We start from the raw sequence: 19,225 nt of genomic DNA on the forward strand, positions 1-19,225 counted from the left end.
TTCTCGCAAAATTTTTCCTGCGAGATACGGAAAGGAATCAAAACTGACCAACCTAGGTCGGTTTCGAATCATAAATATAAAGGACAAGACGCACAGAGCGTACCTAAGACAGCCAAGATCTGTCTGGGATTCTTGCGTCGACATTGAACTGGAAGGATGTATCTATGGTAGATAGAGAGCAAAATTCACAGGGTCTGTACACTCCGGAGCTGGAGCATGACGCTTGTGGTATCGGTTTTGTTGCTCACCTTAAAAACCGTAAATCTCATGAAGTAGTGACTCAAGCACTAGATATGCTGGCTCGCATGGAACACCGTGGTGGTCAAGGCTGTGACCCATGTAGCGGTGACGGTGCGGGTATCTTGCTACAGAAACCTCATGAATTCCTATTAGAAGAAGCCGTTAAGCTAGGCATTAAACTGCCTTCGTTTGAAAAGTATGGTGTTGGTGTCGTTCTTTTCCCGAAAGACGAATACAAACGCGAACAATGCCGTGACATTCTAGAACGTAACGCACAACGTCTAGATCTTGAAGTTATCGGCTACCGAGTACTGCCAACCGACAACTCAATGATCGGTGCAGACCCTCTAAGCACAGAGCCTCAGTTTGAGCATGTGTTTATCTCTGGCGGTCCTGGCATCACACCTGAAGAGCTAGAGCGCAAACTGTACGTACTTCGTAACTACACTGTACGTGTTTGCCTAGAAAGCGTTTCTAACATTGGTGACGACTTCTACATTAACTCAATGTCTTACAAGACATTGGTGTACAAAGGTCAATTAACGACCGAGCAAGTACCTCAGTACTTCCTTGATCTGCAAAACCCGACCATGGTGACCGCACTGGCACTGGTACACTCTCGTTTCTCTACCAATACCTTCCCGAAATGGCGTCTTGCACAGCCTTTCCGTTACATTGCCCACAACGGTGAAATCAATACAGTTCGCGGTAACTTGAACTGGATGAAAGCCCGTGAAGCAATCCTAGAATCAGACCTGTTTACTCAGGCTGAAATCGACATGCTTCTTCCAATCTGTCAGGAAGGCAGCTCGGATTCATCTAACTTTGACATGGCACTTGAGCTCCTAGTTCTTTCTGGTCGCAGCCTGCCACACGCATTGATGATGATGATCCCGGAAGCATGGCAAGAAAACAAAAACATGGATCCTAAACGTCGCGCGTTCTATCAGTACCACGCGAACATCATGGAACCATGGGATGGTCCTGCTTCAGTATGTTTTACTGATGGTGTTCAAGTTGGTGCGACACTAGACCGTAACGGTTTGCGCCCTTCTCGCTACACAGTGACCAAAGATAACTTCCTAGTGATGGCATCTGAATCTGGTGTTGTGGATATTGAACCAGAGAACGTAGAGTTCCGCGGTCGTCTACAACCAGGTCGTATCTTCGTTGCAGATCTAGAGCAAGGTCGCATCATCTCTGATGAAGAAGTGAAAGACACCATCGCAACGGCACAGCCTTACGAGAAGTGGGTAGAAGAAAACCTGCTGAGCTTGAAGAAGCTGCCAGATGCGAGCAACCAGTTCAGCCAACCTTCTCCAGAGCGTTTGTTGCATCGTCAGCAAGCTTTCGGTGTGAGCACTGAAGAAGTGAACGAAATCATCGTTCCAATGGCGAATGACGCGAAAGAGCCACTGTCAGCAATGGGTGCCGACTGGCCTCTTGCGGTTCTATCTCATCAGTCTCAGCACCTTTCAAACTACTTCAAACAGCTGTTTGCACAGGTAACTAACCCACCGATCGATCCGATCCGTGAGCGTATGGTTATGTCGCTGAACACTTACTTGGGTAAAGACCAAAACCTTCTGACTGAAACACCACTTCACTGTCAGAAAGTAGAATTAGAATCACCTGTTCTGGCGAACTCAGAGCTTGAAAAACTGCGTGCGATCGATAACGAGCACCTACAAGCGAAGACGCTGGATATCGTGTTCCAAGCCAATGAAGATCAAGGCAAGCTTGAGCGAGCACTAAAACGTATCTGCCAATACGCAGAAGACGCAGTTATCGATGGTTACTCAATCATCCTACTAACTGACCGTGCAGTGAACTCAAACCACGCGGCGATCCCAGCAATGCTGGCGGTTGGTGCAGTACACCACCATTTGATCCGTAAAGGTCTGCGTGCGAAGTGTGACATCGTGGTTGAAACCGGTGACGCACGTGAAACGCACCACTTTGCAACGCTACTTGGTTACGGTGCGAATGCAGTTAACCCATACCTAGTGATTGAAACCATCATTGAGCTTCAACGTACTAAGAAGTTGGATCCAGAAGCGAACCCTCGCGATCTGTTCAACAACTACCGTAAAGCGATCAATGGCGGTCTTCTGAAGATCTTCTCGAAGATGGGTATCTCTACGCTACAGTCATACCACGGCGCGCAAATCTTCGAAGCCTTGGGCATCCACAAATCAGTGGTCGACAAATACTTCACAGGTACAGTTTCTCGTATCCAAGGTCTAACCCTTGATGATATCGCCAAAGAAGTGCTGATCCGTCATCGCATCGGTTACCCACAACGCGAAATTCCAATTCAAATGCTGGATGTTGGTGGTGTTTACCAATGGAAACAGCGTGGTGAGAAGCACCTATTCAACCCAGAAACCATTTCTCTACTGCAAGAGTCTACACGCAACAAGAACTACGATCAGTTCAAGCAGTACGCGACAGCAGTAGATAAACAAGGTGACAACGCGGTAACTCTGCGTAGCCAGCTAGAATTCATTAAGAATCCAGCCGGTTCTATCTCTATCGACGAAGTCGAGCCAATTGAAAGCATCGTGAAACGCTTCGCGACGGGTGCTATGTCATTCGGTTCTATTTCTTACGAAGCACACTCCACACTGGCTGTTGCGATGAACCGTCTTGGCGCGAAATCGAACTCTGGTGAAGGTGGTGAAGACCCAATGCGTTTCGAGCGTAAAGAAAACGGCGATTGGGAACGCTCTGCAATCAAGCAGGTGGCTTCTGGTCGTTTCGGCGTAACCTCTTACTACCTAACTAACGCTGAAGAGCTGCAAATCAAAATGGCTCAAGGTGCGAAACCAGGTGAAGGTGGTCAGCTACCAGGCGATAAAGTAGACGACTGGATCGGTGCAACACGTCACTCGACTCCAGGCGTTGGCCTTATCTCGCCACCACCACACCACGATATCTACTCAATCGAAGATTTGGCTCAGCTGATCTACGACTTGAAGAACGCGAACCGTGCGGGCCGTGTAAACGTGAAGCTGGTATCAGAAGCAGGTGTAGGTACGATCGCTTCTGGTGTAGCAAAAGCGAAAGCGGACGTTGTACTAATCGCAGGTTTCGACGGCGGTACTGGTGCCTCACCAATGTCTTCAATCCGTCATACCGGTCTTCCTTGGGAACTTGGTTTGGCAGAAACGCACCAAACGCTACTGAAGAACGGCCTACGTAACCGTATCGTGGTTCAAGCAGATGGTCAGATGAAGACACCTCGTGACCTTGCAGTGGCAACACTACTTGGTGCAGAAGAATGGGGCGTGGCAACCGCAGCCTTGGTGGTTGAAGGTTGTATCATGATGCGTAAGTGTCATAAGAATACCTGTCCTGTTGGTATCGCGACTCAAAACAAGACACTTCGCGAGCGCTTTGATGGTCGCGTTGAAGACGTCGTAACCTTCTTCCAATACATGGCACAAGGTCTGCGTGAAATCATGGCTGAACTTGGCTTCCGCACTATCGATGAGATGGTCGGTCAAGGTCAGAAGCTGAAGATTCGCCAAGACGTTTCTCACTGGAAATACAAGAACCTAGATCTGTCTCCTGTTCTCCACGTTGAGCAACCACGCGAAGCTGATGGTGTATTCAACCAAGCTCAGCAGAACCACAACCTAGAAGAAGTACTAGACCGCAAGCTAATTCAAGCAGCGATTCCTGCACTCGAGAAAGGCGAAGCGGTGAATGCCGAGTTCCCTATCGTTAACACGGACCGTTCTGCAGGTACCATGCTGTCGAACGAAATCTCGAAAGTGTACAAAGATGCGGGTCTACCTCAACCAATGAACGTGAAGTTCAAAGGTTCTGCAGGTCAGTCATTCGGTGCATTCCTCGCTAAGGGCGTGAAGTTCGAAGTGGAAGGCGACGCGAACGACTACTGGGGTAAAGGCTTATCTGGCGGTACGTTAGTACTTTACCCAGACGCGAAATCAAGCATTGTCGCAGAAGACAACATCGTAGTTGGTAACGTGTGTTTCTACGGTGCAACTTCGGGTGAGTCTTTCATCCGCGGTATGGCTGGTGAACGTTTCGGTGTTCGTAACTCAGGTGCGAAAGTCGTAGTAGAAGGCGTCGGTGACCACGGTTGTGAGTACATGACTGGCGGTGAAGCCATCATCCTCGGCTCAACAGGTCGTAACTTTGCCGCAGGTATGAGTGGTGGCGTAGCTTATGTGTGGGATAAATCAGGCGACTTTGAGTCAAAACTGAACCCAGAACTCGTAGACCTAGATCCAATCGAGCAAGAAGACAGAGATCTATTACTCGACATGCTAACTAAGCATGTTCAATTCACAGGAAGTGAAGTCGCTCAGTCTTTCCTAGACAACTTTGAAGCAAGCCTAGCCTCTATGGTTAAGGTAATGCCGCGTGACTACAAAGCGGTTCTTCAAAAGCGTAAAGCTGAAGCACAGTCTCAAGGAAACGAAACTCAAGTGGAGGCCGTATAATGGGTAAGCCTACTGGATTTTTAGAGCATGGTCGTGAACTACCACAAAAGATCGATCCAGCTGAACGTATCAAGAACAACAAAGAGTTCGTTCTGAACGAGGAGTTTGGTGACAAGATCAATACTCAAGCTTCTCGTTGTATGGACTGTGGTGTGCCGTTTTGTCATAACGGCTGCCCTATCGGTAACATCATTCCAGAGTTTAACGATGCGGTTTATCGTGATAGCTGGGAAGAAGCATGGAACATTCTAAGCTCAACCAATAACTTCCCAGAATTTACTGGTCGTGTTTGTCCTGCTCCATGTGAAAGTGCTTGTGTTCTTGGCATCAACCAAGACCCAATTACTATCTGTAACATCGAGAAAACCATCGTAGAAACGGCGTATCGTGAAGGTTACGCCAAACCAAAAACACCACGTTCTCGCACAGGCAAAACCGTTGCGATCATCGGTTCGGGTCCTGCTGGCCTTGCGGCTGCTGAGCAGCTAAACAGCGCTGGTCATACGGTGAAGGTATTCGAACGAGACGAGAAAGTGGGTGGCCTACTACGTTTTGGTATCCCTGATTTCAAGCTGGGCATGGATGTCATTGATCGCAAGATCAACCTGATGGCAGAAGCTGGCATTGAATTCAAAGTAAACCAACATATCGGTGTCGACGTAAACGCTCAACAACTTCGTCAAGAATACGATGTTGTGCTTCTTACTGGTGGCTCAACCGTTCCACGTGATCTTCCAGTTCCTGGGCGCGAGCTAAATGGTGTTTACTTTGCCATGCAGTTCCTTGGTCAAAACAACCGTCGTGCAAATAACATGGACCTAAAAACGGAAGAAATTCACGCAAAAGGTAAACATGTGGTTGTCATCGGTGGCGGTGATACTGGCTCTGACTGTGTAGGTACATCAAACCGTCACGGTGCAGCAAGCATTACTCAGGTTGAGATCATGCCGATTCCGCCAGAAAAACGCCCAGCAAACATGCCGTGGCCACAGTATCCAATGATCATGCGTACATCGACTTCCCATGAAGAAGGCGTTGATCGTCACTGGAATATCCTAACCAAAGAGTTCATCGGCAATGAGCAAGGTGAAGTGACTGGTCTGCGTATTGCCGATATTGTTTGGGAAGAAGCGAAGCCAGGCGAGCGTCCAAACTTTAAAGAGGCCGAAGGCAGTGAGCGTGTGATCCCATGTGATATGGCATTCCTTGCTATGGGCTTCCTGCATCCGGAACCAACTGGTGTTCTTGCTCAACTGGACATCGCACTAGATGATCGCGGTAACGTAGCAACCCAAGGTTTTGCTACTAACCAAGAAGGCGTATTTGCTGCTGGTGATATGCGTACAGGCCAATCTCTGGTTGTTCGTTGTATCAATGAAGGCCGTGAATCAGCTCGTGCCATCGATGATTATTTGATGGGTGGCACAAACCTAGAAGCGAAAGCAGATTCATTAATGCTTTCAGCTTAAAGGGAGTGCTCTCGCTTCCTCTTTTTAAGTCATAAATCCAGCCATCAGTAGTATCGATGGCTGGTGATAAGAAAAGAAAACAGTTCCTTCCAATCTTTTTATTTTGACCAGCATTTTGTGCTGGTCTTTTTTATGCCTCACAGAATCAAATGTTACTTTTTTGTAACAATTAAATTCCTATCTAGCTGAATTTATTGAAATATTTTAGCCAATTAAATGGTAAATCGCATATTCACGTGATGATTCACTAATAACTTGACCTTTTTTACAATAAGCTATAGGTTGTGAAGTCGATGAAAATAAAACAACCATTTTTTGTTAAGATAATTGACGATTTTTATTGAATAAATATACGTAAAACCATAAAAGTGACGCATAGTTAGTCATCATTATCAACTTGAGCAGTGTTGATATATCTGTCGGACGACAGATAAGCAAAGGGAGAATTGCAATGGCTCTTTATGATCCAAGTCTTGAGAAAGACAACTGTGGATTTGGCTTAATCGCTCACATGGAAGGGGAGCAAAGTCACAAGCTGGTTCGAACAGCAATTTCTGCACTTGACCGCATGACCCACCGTGGTGGTATCGCCGCTGACGGCAAAACTGGTGATGGTTGTGGTCTTCTACTACAAAAACCCGATTCCTACTTACGCCTGATCGCTGAAGAAAATGGCTTTAATCTAGGCAAACAATATGCCGTGGGCATGATTTTTTTCAATCAAGACCCTGTTAAAGCTCAACAAGCAAAAGACATCGTAAACAAAGAACTCGCCCAAGAAACTTTAACGATTGCAGGTTGGCGCGACGTCCCAACCAATTCAGAGGTTCTCGGCCCAATTGCTGCCGACTCACTTCCGAATATTCAGCAAGTCTTTATTTCTGCACCGGCAGGCTGGCGCGAGCGTGATATTGAACGCCGCCTTTACATTGCACGCCGTCGTATCGAGAAACGAATCACTGAAGATCCAGATTTCTACATCTGTAGCTTGTCGACACAAGTTCTGGTGTACAAAGGCTTGTGCATGCCTGCGGACTTACCGCGCTTCTATCTTGATCTTGCTGATCTACGCATGGAATCCGCTATCTGCCTGTTCCACCAGCGTTTTTCTACCAACACTCAACCGCGTTGGCCACTGGCTCAGCCATTCCGCTATCTTGCACATAACGGTGAGATCAACACCATCGAAGGGAATCGCCAATGGGCTAGAGCACGAGCTTATAAGTTCTCTTCCCCACTGCTGCCCGATTTACAAACGGCCGCACCTTTTGTCAACGAGACAGGCTCAGACTCTTCCAGCCTAGATAATATGTTGGATCTGTTCCTTTCTGGCGGGATGGATATCTTCCGTGCAATGCGCATGCTTGTGCCACCAGCATGGCAAAACCACCCAGACATGGACCCAGACCTGCGTGCTTTTTATGATTTCAACTCAAAGCATATGGAACCATGGGATGGCCCAGCAGGGATCGTACTATCAGATGGTCGTTACGCAGCATGTAACCTAGACCGCAACGGTCTACGTCCTGCGCGCTACGTGATTACTAAAGACAAATTCATTACCTTGGCTTCTGAAGTGGGGATTTGGAATTACGCACCAGATGAAGTCGCCGAAAAAGGCCGAGTTGGTCCGGGTGAGCTATTAGTTGTCGACACACGCAAAGGCAAGTTGTGGCAATCAAGTGAAATCGATAATGACCTGAAATCTCGCCATCCTTATCGTGAATGGATGGAAAATAACGTTCGCAAACTGACGCCATTTTCTCAGCTACCTGAAGATCAAGTCGGTGAACGCAGCTTTGATGAAGACGTACTTAGGACTTATCAAAAGCAATTCGCCATGAGCAATGAAGAAGTCGATCAAGTACTTCGAGTGCTCGGCGATGTGGGCCAAGAAGCGGTTGGCTCTATGGGTGATGACACCCCGATGGCCGTCCTTTCTTCCAAAGAGCGTTTGGTAACGGATTATTTCCGTCAGAAGTTTGCTCAGGTAACTAACCCGCCAATCGATCCACTGCGTGAAAAGCACGTGATGTCACTGGCAACCAGTATTGGTCAGGAGATGAACGTCTTCTGTGAAACCGATGGCCACGCGTACCGAGTCACCTTCGATTCTCCAGTATTACTTTACTCAGACATGCAACAATTACTCGAGCTTGGTGACGATCATTACCGTAATACCATTCTCGATATCAACTACGATCCACAGCAGAAAGATCTAAAGCAAGCCATCAATGAATTGTGTGATCAAGCCGAACACGTTGTCCGTGAAGGCACCGTTTTGGTTGTGCTTTCCGATCGAGCTTTAGTCAAAGGCAAACTGCCTATCCCTGCGGCTATGGCCGTCGGTGCGATACAAACTCGCTTGATTGATGCAAATTTGCGTTGTGACGCCAATATTGTGGTTGAAACTGCCACAGCGCGCGACCCGCATCAATTTGCTGTCTTGCTTGGCTTTGGTGCAACGGCCGTTTATCCATATCTAGCCTATGAGGCGTTGGGTAAACTGATTGACGATGGTGCGCTTGATAAAGACTATCGCGATGTGATGCAAAACTACCAATACGGCATCAATAAAGGTCTGTACAAGATCATGTCGAAGATGGGGATTTCCACCATTGCATCGTACCGTTGTTCACAACTATTTGAAGCGGTTGGTTTAAGCCAAGAATTAGTCGATTTATGTTTTAAAGGCGTGACGACTCGTATTGAAGGGGCAAGCTTCGAAGACTTCCAACAAGACTTGTATAACCTGTCTCGCAAAGCATGGGCGAAGCGCAAAGCCATCGACCATGGTGGACTATTAAAATATGTCCATGATGGTGAATATCATGCCTACAACCCTGACGTAGTAAGCACACTGCAAACCGCTGTGAAATCGGGAGAAAGCAACGATTACCAGAGCTTTGCTAAGCAGGTGAACCAACGCCCTGTTGCTATGCTTCGTGACCTTATGTCACTGAAGAAATCAGATTCACCGCTACCTTTAGAGCAAATTGAGCCTAATACAGAACTCTTCAAACGCTTTGATTCTGCAGCGATGTCCATTGGCGCACTCAGCCCCGAAGCACACGAAGCACTAGCGATGGCGATGAACCGTCTCGGCGGCCACTCAAACTCGGGTGAAGGTGGTGAAGATCCACGCCGCTTCGGCACAGAGCGTAACTCGCGCATCAAGCAAATCGCATCGGGACGATTTGGTGTCACGCCTCACTACCTCACCAATGCAGACGTACTGCAAATCAAGGTGGCACAAGGTGCGAAGCCGGGTGAAGGTGGCCAGTTACCGGGACACAAAGTCACCGCAGAAATCGCAAAACTGCGTTATTCGGTACAAGGGGTGACTCTGATCTCCCCTCCTCCGCACCACGATATTTATTCGATTGAAGATTTGGCCCAGCTGATCTTCGACCTAAAGCAGGTCAATCCAAATGCGCTAGTTTCAGTGAAATTAGTATCTGAACCAGGCGTCGGCACCATCGCAACAGGTGTAGCGAAAGCTTACGCAGATCTCATTACCATTTCGGGTTACGACGGCGGTACCGCAGCAAGCCCTTTAACTTCAGTGAAATACGCAGGTAGCCCTTGGGAGTTAGGATTAGCAGAGACACAACAAGCACTGGTTGCTAATGGTCTGCGCCACAAGATCCGACTACAAGTAGATGGTGGTCTAAAAACTGGTCTAGACGTGGTGAAAGCGGCGATTCTCGGTGCAGAAAGCTTCGGTTTTGGTACTGCGCCAATGGTGGCAATGGGTTGTAAGTTCCTACGTATTTGTCACCTCAACAACTGTGCTACTGGAGTCGCGACTCAAGACGAAACGCTGCGTAAAGAGTACTTCAAAGGTCTACCGGAAATGGTGATGAACTACTTCATCGGTCTGGCGGACGAAGTGCGCGGATTGCTCGCTGAACTTGGTGTTGAAAAACTGACTGACTTGATTGGTCGCACGGATTTGTTGGAAACCGTTGAAGGTCTGACAGCGAAACAAACCAAGCTAGATCTGTCGAATATCCTTGAGGCGCCAGTCTCTCCAGAAGGACACCCTCTTTACTGGACACAGCCAAATACACCATTTGATAAAGCAGAGCTAAACAACAAGATCATTGAAGACGCACTACAAGCGGTTGAGAAACGTCAATCTGCTAGCTTCTTCTACAACGTGATCAACACCGACCGCTCTGTTGGTGCTCGCCTATCCGGTGAAATCGCTCAACGTTACGGCAACCAAGGCATGGCGGCGACGCCAATCAAACTGCATTTGAATGGCACTGCAGGCCAGTCATTTGGCGTTTGGAACGCGGGTGGCGTAGAGCTTTACCTCACTGGCGATGCAAACGACTACGTAGGTAAAGGCATGGCTGGCGGTAAGGTGGTTATCAAACCTCACCTTGGCACTGCATTTAAGTGTAATGAGGCGACCATCATTGGTAACACCTGTCTGTACGGCGCAACCGGCGGTAAACTGTTTGCGGCAGGTAAAGCAGGTGAGCGTTTCGGCGTACGTAACTCAGGTACGATTGCCGTCATTGAAGGTGCTGGCGACAACGCTTGTGAGTACATGACCGGCGGTATTGTTGCCATTCTTGGCGCGACAGGCGTGAACTTTGGCGCAGGCATGACTGGCGGTTTTGCTTACGTATTAGATGAGAACCAAGACTTCCAAGGTCGCGTGAACAACGAATCGGTTGAAGCGATTTCTCTGTCGGATCTCTACATCCATCAAGAGCACTTACGTGGTCTGATTGCCGAACATCTTGAAGAAACCGGCTCTAGCCACGCAGAAGATATCTTGGCGAACTTTGATGAATGGATTCCAAAGTTCTACTTGGTGAAACCACAAGCGGCGGACTTACGCACGCTACTTGGTCACCAGAGTCGCAGTGCCGCAGAACTGCGCGTTCAAGCCCAGTAATCATGGAGGATGTTTGAATCATGAGTCAGAACGTTTATCAATTTATCGATGTTCAACGCGTAGATCCTGCGAAGAAGCCTATCAAAGTTCGTAAGATCGAGTTCGTTGAAATCTATGAACCATTTACCAAACAACAAGCGACTGCACAGGCGGATCGCTGCTTGGATTGTGGTAACCCATATTGTGAATGGAAGTGCCCTGTCCACAACTACATCCCGCAATGGCTAAAGTTAGCCAATGAAGGCCGTATCCTTGAAGCCGTTGAACTGTCGCACCAAACCAACAGCCTACCTGAAGTTTGTGGTCGAGTGTGTCCGCAAGATCGTCTGTGTGAGGGCTCTTGTACTCTCAATGAGGACTTTGGTGCTGTCACCATAGGTAACGTTGAAAAATACATTACCGACAAAGCCTTCGAAATGGGCTGGAAGCCTGATATGTCCAAGGTGGAATGGACCGATAAAAGGGTTGCCATCATTGGTGCAGGACCAGCAGGCTTGGCTGCCGCTGATATCCTAGTCCGCAATGGCGTGAAACCTGTCGTATTTGACCGCTATCCTGAAATTGGAGGTCTACTGACCTTCGGTATCCCTTCATTCAAGCTTGAAAAAGGCGTGATGGAAAATCGTCGTCGCGTCTTCACCGAGATGGGCGTTGAGTTCCAGATGAATGTGGAAGTAGGCAAAGATGTACAAATGCAAGAGCTGCTTAATGAGTACGATGCTGTCTTTTTGGGTGTTGGTACTTACAAGTACATGCGAGCAGGACTAGAAAATGAGGGTGCGCCGGGCGTTTACGATGCTCTGCCATTCTTGATTTCAAATACGTACAAGGTCATGGGCTTGGAGCACGACAAACCATTTATCGACATGGCAAAGCAACGCGTAGTGGTACTCGGTGGTGGTGATACCGCGATGGACTGTGTTCGTACCTCTATCCGCCAAGGCGCATCAAACGTTGTATGTGCTTACCGTCGTGATGAAGCCAATATGCCTGGTTCTCGCCGCGAGGTGAAAAACGCCAAGGAAGAAGGCGTGAAGTTCATGTTCAACCTTCAGCCTTTAGGAATTGAAGTCGATGCGGCAGGTAAGGTCTCAGGGGTCAAAGTGGTGAAAACTGCCCTTGGTGAGCCTGATGAAGCAGGCCGCCGACGCCCAGAACCAGTAGAAGGCAGCGAGCACGTTCTACCAGCAGACGTCGTTATCATGGCGTTTGGTTTCCAGCCACACAAAATGGACTGGCTAGCTCCGTTTGATGTCGAGTTGGACCAATGGGGCCGTATCAAAGCTCCTGCGAAACAAGAGTTCCAATTCCAGACCAGCAACAAAAAGATCTTCGCTGGTGGCGATGCGGTACGAGGCTCAGATCTGGTAGTAACCGCGATTGATGAAGGTCGAAAAGCCGCAGAAGGTATTCTCGATTACCTTGAAGTTTAATTACTGTTAACGTCTCAAAAAGGATCCTACTATTGGATCCTTTTTTCTTTTATTACATATAATTAAATTCCTAAGATAAGGGATAGAACCAATGAAAAAAGCCGCTCTCCTTTCCATTACTTTGCTCGGCTTAACCGCTTGTAGCCAAGGAGTTACAACCATGACGGATCGTTCTCAATCACCTTGTGGTGACAAACCCAACTGCGTCTCCACCCAAGACACGCGTGAAGAATACAACCTAACACCATTCACCCTAACCGAATCCACGAACATCGATGCAATTGAGCAAGTGGCGCTTGAACTGCCAGGTGCGAAAACAGCGGTGAAAGAAGGCAACTACATACGCGTAGAGTGCACATCTAAAATCATGCGCTTTGTGGACGATTTAGAGCTTAAGGTAGAAGGCGATCAGCTAATTGTTCGCTCAGAATCTCGTGTTGGCTATTCAGACTTTGGCGTGAACCGTAAGCGTGCCGAACAATTACGTTCACTGTTGGCGAATGCTGAGTTAATCAAATAACGACCACATATTGGTGCAGAGTGATATACTCTCGCCAACTTAAATTTTTATCGAAAGAGAGTGTTATGAAAGTTGGTATCATCGGTGCGATGGAACAAGAAGTCACCATCCTGAAAGAAGCAATGACAAACTGCCAAACAGTGAGCAAAGCAGGTTGTACGTTTTTCTCTGGTCAGATTAACAACGTTGATGTGGTACTGCTTCAATCTGGCATCGGTAAAGTAGCGGCAGCAGTAGGTACAACTATTCTGCTAGACGAGTACCAACCAGATGTGGTTATCAACACTGGCTCTGCAGGTGGCTTCGATTCAAGCCTAAACCTAGGCGACGTTGTTATCTCAACAGAAGTTCGTCACCACGATGCAGACGTAACCGCGTTTGGCTACGAAATGGGTCAAATGGCAGGCCAACCAGCAGCATTCAAAGCGGATGAGAAGCTAATGGACCTTGCTGAAAAAGCACTGGCTCAGATGGAAAACACTCACGCAGTTCGCGGCCTGATCTGTACTGGTGATGCGTTTGTTTGCACGGCAGCACGCCAAGAGTTTATCCGTAAACACTTCCCTTCAGTTATAGCTGTAGAAATGGAAGCATCTGCTATCGCTCAAACTTGCCATCAGTTCAACACACCGTTTGTTGTTGTTCGTGCTATCTCTGACGTAGCAGACAAAGAATCACCAATGAGCTTCGAAGAGTTCCTACCGCTAGCAGCGAAAAGCTCTTCAGAAATGGTATGCAAAATGTTGGAACTGACTAAGTAAGTCCCCAGAATTTCATGGAAGAAATATTTCAACAGCTCTATGCCAATGGTGCGCTCCTCGTCATGTGGGGCGCATTACTATTTCATTTATTAATCCCCATTCCTCACGCTGCTCATCCTGTGACTTTGTGGCATAAATTCGCAGAACAACTGGCGAACAAAGTTAATAACAACCACAACTACTCACAAAGCATTATCTCTGGCGGGCTCGCACTGCTTCTTATGCTCGTACCCTGCTTGATATTACTGCTCGCGATGAAGCCCTTAGTTTGGCAAGCGCCCTTATTTGAGCTGGCATTACTGCTTATTGCTCTCGACTGGCGAAACAACGAGTCACTTGCTAAACAACTTGTCACCGCAATGTCGAATGAGAACAAAGTGCAGTGCCGAGCGTTACTCAAGCCTTACCTTAATCGAGATACCGAGAGCTTATCACTGCTTGGTATTGGTAAAGCAGGTGCAGAGACCATTATCATGGGTTACGGACGTAACGTTGTGTGTGTGTTGTTTTGGTATGGATTGACTGGTGGAATTGGCGCGTTAATGTATCGCCTAACGGCAGAGCTCGCTCGTGCTTGGTCCCCAAGTCGCCGTCAGTATTCACCTTTTGGTAAGCCTGCTATTCAGCTAACGGCTGCATTAGAGATTATTCCTTTACGCTTGTTTGCCGTGTTCATTAGCATGGGTAAAAACCTATCAAGTGTTTCGACTGCCATGCTTCAACAAGCGAAGTCTTGGCCACTTCCGGGGCCAGCTTGGTTGTTGTGCTCAATTGGTAACAAACTTCAATTGTCACTTGGCGGCCCAGCGCTGTACCAAGGTCAACGAGCTGAACGAGCGAAAATTGGTGGTCGTATAGCACCATCTGCTATTCATTTAGCACAAATCCAAACCCTCATTGTATGGCGTATTTTTGCTTGGATCGTTATCCAAAGCCTGATTCTCGGACTTATTTATCAAGGACTATGATGAACAAACTTTGCTTTGCTCTTCCTCTTATCTTCTCTGCCGCTTCTTTTGCCAATGAACCAGTTCAAAGCGTCATCAGCCTGGCACCACACTCAACAGAAATCGCCTATGCTGCAGGTCTTGGTGACAAGCTGATTGCCGTCAGCGAGATGAGTGACTACCCAGAGCAAGCTAAAGATTTAGAGAAAGTATCAAACTATCAAGGCATCAAGTTAGAGCGCATCATTGCCCTTCAACCCGACTTAGTTATCGCTTGGCCAGCAGGTAATCCAGCTAAAGAACTTGAAAAGCTCAAGCAGTTTGACATCCCTATCTACTACTCAACTACTGGAACGTTAGAAGACATCGCTACGAACATTGAGCAACTTAGCCAGTACAGCGAGAAGACGGAAGTTGGGCAAAAATCCGCTGCAGAATTTCGCGCGCAGTTAGAAGCATTAAAAGAAAAATACAATACCGAGGATAAAGTCAGTTACTTCTATCAATTGAGTGAGAAGCCAATCATCACCGTTGCGGGTAAGAACTGGCCAAGTGAAGTCTTCACCTTCTGTGGTGGCGAGAATATCTTTGCTAAAGGCAGTGCCCCTTACCCACAAGTCAGCATAGAGCAAGTGATTACTCGCCAACCCGAAGTCCTGTTTACCTCTCGCCATGCCATGAGTAATGATGGCATGTGGGCTGAATGGAAAAACGACATCCCAGCATTAAAGAACAACCATGTTTGGTCACTCAATTCCGACTGGATCAACCGCCCAACCCCAAGAACCTTAAACGCGATCACAGAGGTGTGTGAACGCTTTGAAACCGTTCGGCAAAAACGCTAACGTTTTCGTTGGAAATCCCGTACAATTTCCGTCCCATTTCTGTTCCCCCACAATTTGTTTAAAAGGTACCAAGTAACATGGACTCCATGCTGCTTTATATGATCGATTTATTCGGTACTGCTGTCTTTGCGGTTTCTGGCGTTTTACTCGCAGGCCGATTAAAGATGGATCCTTTCGGTGTGATCGTACTCGGTAGTGTGACAGCTATTGGCGGCGGCACTATTCGTGATATGGCGCTTGGCGCAACCCCGGTCTTCTGGATCACTGACACCACTTATCTTTGGGTAATTTTCATCACTTGTTTGCTCACGATGATTCTCATTCGTCGCCCTAAGCGCTTGCCTTGGTGGGTCTTACCTGTCTGTGACGCAATTGGTTTGGCGGTATTCGTCGGCATCGGTGTCGAAAAAGCGCTAGCCTACAATGCATCTGGTATGGTGGCGGTGATCATGGGTGTCATCACTGGCTGCGGCGGCGGTATTATCCGTGATGTGCTTGCACGAGAAGTACCCATGGTATTACGAAGTGAAGTCTACGCGACGGCCTGTATTATTGGCGGCATCTTCCACACCATGGCTCTAAGCATGGGGTATGATCACTCTGTCGCTTTACTCGCAGGTGTCATCTCAACGTTGATTATTCGCCTTGGTGCGATTCGCTGGCACTTGTCACTGCCAACCTTTGCTATCAATCGTTGATCGATACGAATGAATTTACGCAAAAGAGCCGACTGATACGTCGGCTCTTTTTGTTTGTAAAATCACCTGTCGCTTCTCATCTCAAGCTTGGCTATATTAGGCCTATTATTCCCAACATTCATGGATAGACATGTTACTGGAAGGTATCGAAACACTATTAGTTTTAAGCAAAGCGAAAACGATGAGTCGCACTGGGAGTTTGTTGTATATCAGCCAATCTGCGGTGAGTAAACGTATCGCAAACCTAGAGAAGAAACTGGGAAAGAAGCTAGTAGAACCCTCGGGGAGAACCATTAAACTCACACCTGATGGCATGGCTTTGATCGAGAATATTGGGCCATCTTTTAACGAGTTACGTGGCCTTATCTATGAACAACAAGAGCTAGAGGACACATCATTAATCACCCTCGATAGCTCAAAGTCACTTATTGCGGGTTATCTTGGAAAAACCATTGGTGATTACCTCAAGCAAGATCAGTACTTAACCATAACCACCAACCACAGCCCTAGAATCGTTGAGCGAGTTCAATCCGGTAAAGCAACCATTGGACTTTGCGCTGGTTTGCTTCCACCACATCACGGCTTGATGGCTTTCCACTTATGTGATGAACCTTTTTTCCTCGTTAGTGATCAACAACTGAATGAACTTCCGAAAAAAGTCATCACAAATGATTTAACTAATCCGTCCAATAGCTACCAACTGCCAGCATTAGAGAAAATCGGTATCAAACCATTGATGGAAATGGATGCCTACACTGCAGCTGCACAACTTGCACTTGGAGGGGCAGCGCCAGCATTAATACCGTTATCGATCGTTAGGGCGTTAAAGATTCCTGACCATAACTGCTTTATGTTCGAACAACTGACATCTTTAATTCGACCGATTCATATCTGCGTTAGACAAAACGTGTACCAGTCACCAAGAGTTAAAACAGTGATAGGAACCATTGGTGATGTTGTTGCCAAAGAAGTTTTGTCGCCATCAACATAGACATGGTAATGACTAAAGGTCGAATCCATTTTTGACCTTTGGTGACGACAACTTTGGCACCAAGTTGAGCACCAATAAAGCCACCTACCGCCATGGTCAGACCGATTTCCCACACAGGCAAACCAGCAAGAATAAAGAACAGCAGAGCCGCGATATTTGAGGTGAAGTTGAGAATCTTAGTACGAGCGGTCGCATCAACCAAAGAGAAGTGACCAAGTGCGACAAAGCAAAGCGCAAAGATAGAGCCAGTACCTGGACCAAAAAAACCATCGTAAAAGCCCACGCCGCCACCAACGCACAAAGCGAACATCGCTTCAGAAAGCTTCGGCTCCCCTTCCGCTATTTTAGAGGTAGAGGAGAGCAAAAAGTAGAGAGAAATCGCAATCAGCAATACAGGGATAAGGCTAGTGAGTATACCTGCATCGATAAACTGCACAGCCTCTGCCCCAATAGCAGAGCCAATAAAGGTACATAGAATCGCTAGGCGCATCTCTTTAAGGCTAACAATACCATTACGCACAAAGTACCAACTAGCAGAGAAGCTTCCGAATGAGCTTTGGAGTTTGTTCGTCGCCAATGCCTGAGTTGGGCTAAGCCCCGCTGCTAGTAGAGCTGGCAATGTTAATAGACCACCACCACCAGCCATGGCATCAATAAATCCTGCTGCTGATGCGACAAAAAACAATGCAATTAACATCTCGAAAGTGATTTCCACTCGTGCGTCCTTGTAAATATTTGTAACCAGATGAGGCAACGATAGCATTGCCTTACAAACGCACAAAAGGAAACTCAAGACACCAACCTATTCCAGATTTTCATCAATAAGAGCACAGTTAGCAAAAGCAACTCAAAAACACGAATGAAAAAATGAAGTTTAGAGTACCGTCGCAAAAACAATCCCAAACTTGAGAAGACGAACCGAAGCAAAGGTATAAAACTAGATGCTTAACATTGTTCTATATCATCATTCTTTAGAAACAACGAATGCAGGATGCAAACCAACTAATGAGTAGTTACCCACTAAAACACAGTAACAGTCGAAGTACAGATTTATTCAGTAGCGCTTATCCTCTAAGTGAGAGAAAAAGAAGTGACAAAGAAGTCGTTATTTTTTCTTTAGATAGTTTCGATGTCATAGTTAAACATTACATCAAAGACAAAATAAGGCTAACTCGTTGGGAAAACATTAAATCAACGTTTGAAAACTCAGCTGGATATTTTGCTACAGGACAAGACCTAGTATTCATATCTACCCTAGCAAATTACTTGTACGGGAATAATAGTACGATAGTTGTCAAGAACTACTCTGGAGCACCGCATATTATAGTTACAGGCTCGCCAGCTATCAAAGTCAAGATAAAAGGAGTTGCTAAATTATTACCTACACCAACAGTTGCAAAATTTGCAGTTGGGCCTGAAGCTGCTCTTAAATCGATAAAAAGCGGTGGTGTTATCACGATAATCCTTTTGAGCTCATACAGAGTTGTTGATTACTTCTTAGGTGATAAGCAAACCCTTTCTAAGCTATTAGGAACTATAGCGAGCGATATTATTAAGGTTGGACTTTCATCAGCTGCTGCTGCCATATTTGTTAATTTTGCAGCTTCTGTTGCTGGTGTAACTGTGACTTTAAGTGCTGGACCTATTCTTGCAGCCATTGTAATAAGTAGCGCTGTTGGCCTTTATCTAAATAAGGAAGATCAGGATAAAGGCTTAACTCAAAAGCTAATTCGTTCTATTGACAGCTATATAGAGAGCATAAAGAGCGACATAGAAGAAGAACACAACGAAACTATCAGAAGAGCTCATTCAATGGTATTTTCTCAGAACATGAGCAAAGGACTACTGTGATGACGCATGGTAACTACGATAGAAAACAAGCATTATTCTACTTGATATTCTTAATCATATCATCAACCTCTCTATTTATA

12 protein-coding genes are annotated in these 19,225 nt (G+C 46.7%); 11 read left to right on the top strand and 1 reads right to left on the bottom strand.

Going from position 1 to position 19,225, the window contains the following annotated elements:
* Positions 1–164 precede the first annotated feature (164 nt).
* The 10 genes from gltB (L1076_RS19055) to L1076_RS19100 all read left to right on the top strand — a co-directional run bounded on the left by gltB (L1076_RS19055) (position 165) and on the right by L1076_RS19100 (position 17,294).
* Entirely contained in the window at positions 165–4,715 is a 4,551-nt protein-coding gene (gene gltB, locus L1076_RS19055; RefSeq protein ID WP_237304284.1) for a glutamate synthase large subunit, read from the top strand.
* Positions 4,715–6,184, top strand: coding sequence for a glutamate synthase subunit beta (locus L1076_RS19060; RefSeq protein WP_237304285.1), 1,470 nt, complete (start codon positions 4,715–4,717; stop codon positions 6,182–6,184). The genes gltB (L1076_RS19055) and L1076_RS19060 overlap by 1 nt, the downstream gene beginning before the upstream one ends.
* A 451-nt stretch (positions 6,185–6,635) precedes the next feature.
* Positions 6,636–11,099 (top strand): glutamate synthase large subunit, encoded by a 4,464-nt coding sequence (gltB, locus tag L1076_RS19065; protein ID WP_237304286.1) that lies wholly within the window; start codon positions 6,636–6,638, stop codon positions 11,097–11,099.
* Positions 11,100–11,119: 20 nt separating this feature from the next.
* Positions 11,120–12,532, top strand: coding sequence for an FAD-dependent oxidoreductase (locus tag L1076_RS19070; RefSeq protein ID WP_237304287.1), 1,413 nt, complete (start codon positions 11,120–11,122; stop codon positions 12,530–12,532).
* Positions 12,533–12,623: 91 nt separating this feature from the next.
* Positions 12,624–13,052, top strand: a complete 429-nt coding sequence (locus L1076_RS19075; protein WP_039988073.1) for a DUF1499 domain-containing protein — start codon at positions 12,624–12,626, stop codon at positions 13,050–13,052.
* 65 nt (positions 13,053–13,117) lie between these two features.
* Positions 13,118–13,813 (top strand): 5'-methylthioadenosine/S-adenosylhomocysteine nucleosidase, encoded by a 696-nt coding sequence (gene mtnN / locus L1076_RS19080; RefSeq protein ID WP_039988072.1) that lies wholly within the window; start codon positions 13,118–13,120, stop codon positions 13,811–13,813.
* Positions 13,814–13,827: 14 nt separating this feature from the next.
* Positions 13,828–14,781, top strand: coding sequence for a cobalamin biosynthesis family protein (locus L1076_RS19085; protein ID WP_104028062.1), 954 nt, complete (start codon positions 13,828–13,830; stop codon positions 14,779–14,781).
* The gene (gene btuF / locus L1076_RS19090; RefSeq protein ID WP_237304396.1) at positions 14,781–15,605 is read left to right on the top strand and encodes a vitamin B12 ABC transporter substrate-binding protein BtuF; all 825 of its coding nucleotides are present in this window, start codon (positions 14,781–14,783) and stop codon (positions 15,603–15,605) included. The genes L1076_RS19085 and btuF overlap by 1 nt, the downstream gene beginning before the upstream one ends.
* A 77-nt stretch (positions 15,606–15,682) precedes the next feature.
* Positions 15,683–16,303: a TRIC cation channel family protein gene (locus tag L1076_RS19095; RefSeq protein WP_038866298.1), complete on the top strand. Its 621-nt coding sequence runs from the start codon at positions 15,683–15,685 to the stop codon at positions 16,301–16,303.
* Positions 16,304–16,433: 130 nt separating this feature from the next.
* Positions 16,434–17,294, top strand: a complete 861-nt coding sequence (locus tag L1076_RS19100; RefSeq protein ID WP_237304288.1) for a LysR family transcriptional regulator — start codon at positions 16,434–16,436, stop codon at positions 17,292–17,294.
* Here L1076_RS19100 and L1076_RS19105 read toward each other — a convergent pair.
* The gene (locus tag L1076_RS19105) at positions 17,230–18,009 is read right to left on the bottom strand and encodes a TSUP family transporter (protein WP_054756187.1); all 780 of its coding nucleotides are present in this window, start codon (positions 18,007–18,009) and stop codon (positions 17,230–17,232) included. The genes L1076_RS19100 and L1076_RS19105 overlap by 65 nt on opposite strands.
* Before the next feature lie 269 nt (positions 18,010–18,278).
* On the opposite strand from L1076_RS19105, the gene L1076_RS19110 reads away from it, so the two are divergent.
* Complete coding sequence (locus L1076_RS19110; protein WP_237304289.1) at positions 18,279–19,145, top strand: hypothetical protein; 867 nt, start codon at positions 18,279–18,281, stop codon at positions 19,143–19,145.
* Positions 19,146–19,225 lie beyond the last annotated feature (80 nt).

The sequence above is a fragment of the Vibrio sp. MMG023 genome (assembly GCF_021654215.1).
GTDB lineage: Bacteria > Pseudomonadota > Gammaproteobacteria > Enterobacterales > Vibrionaceae > Vibrio > Vibrio jasicida.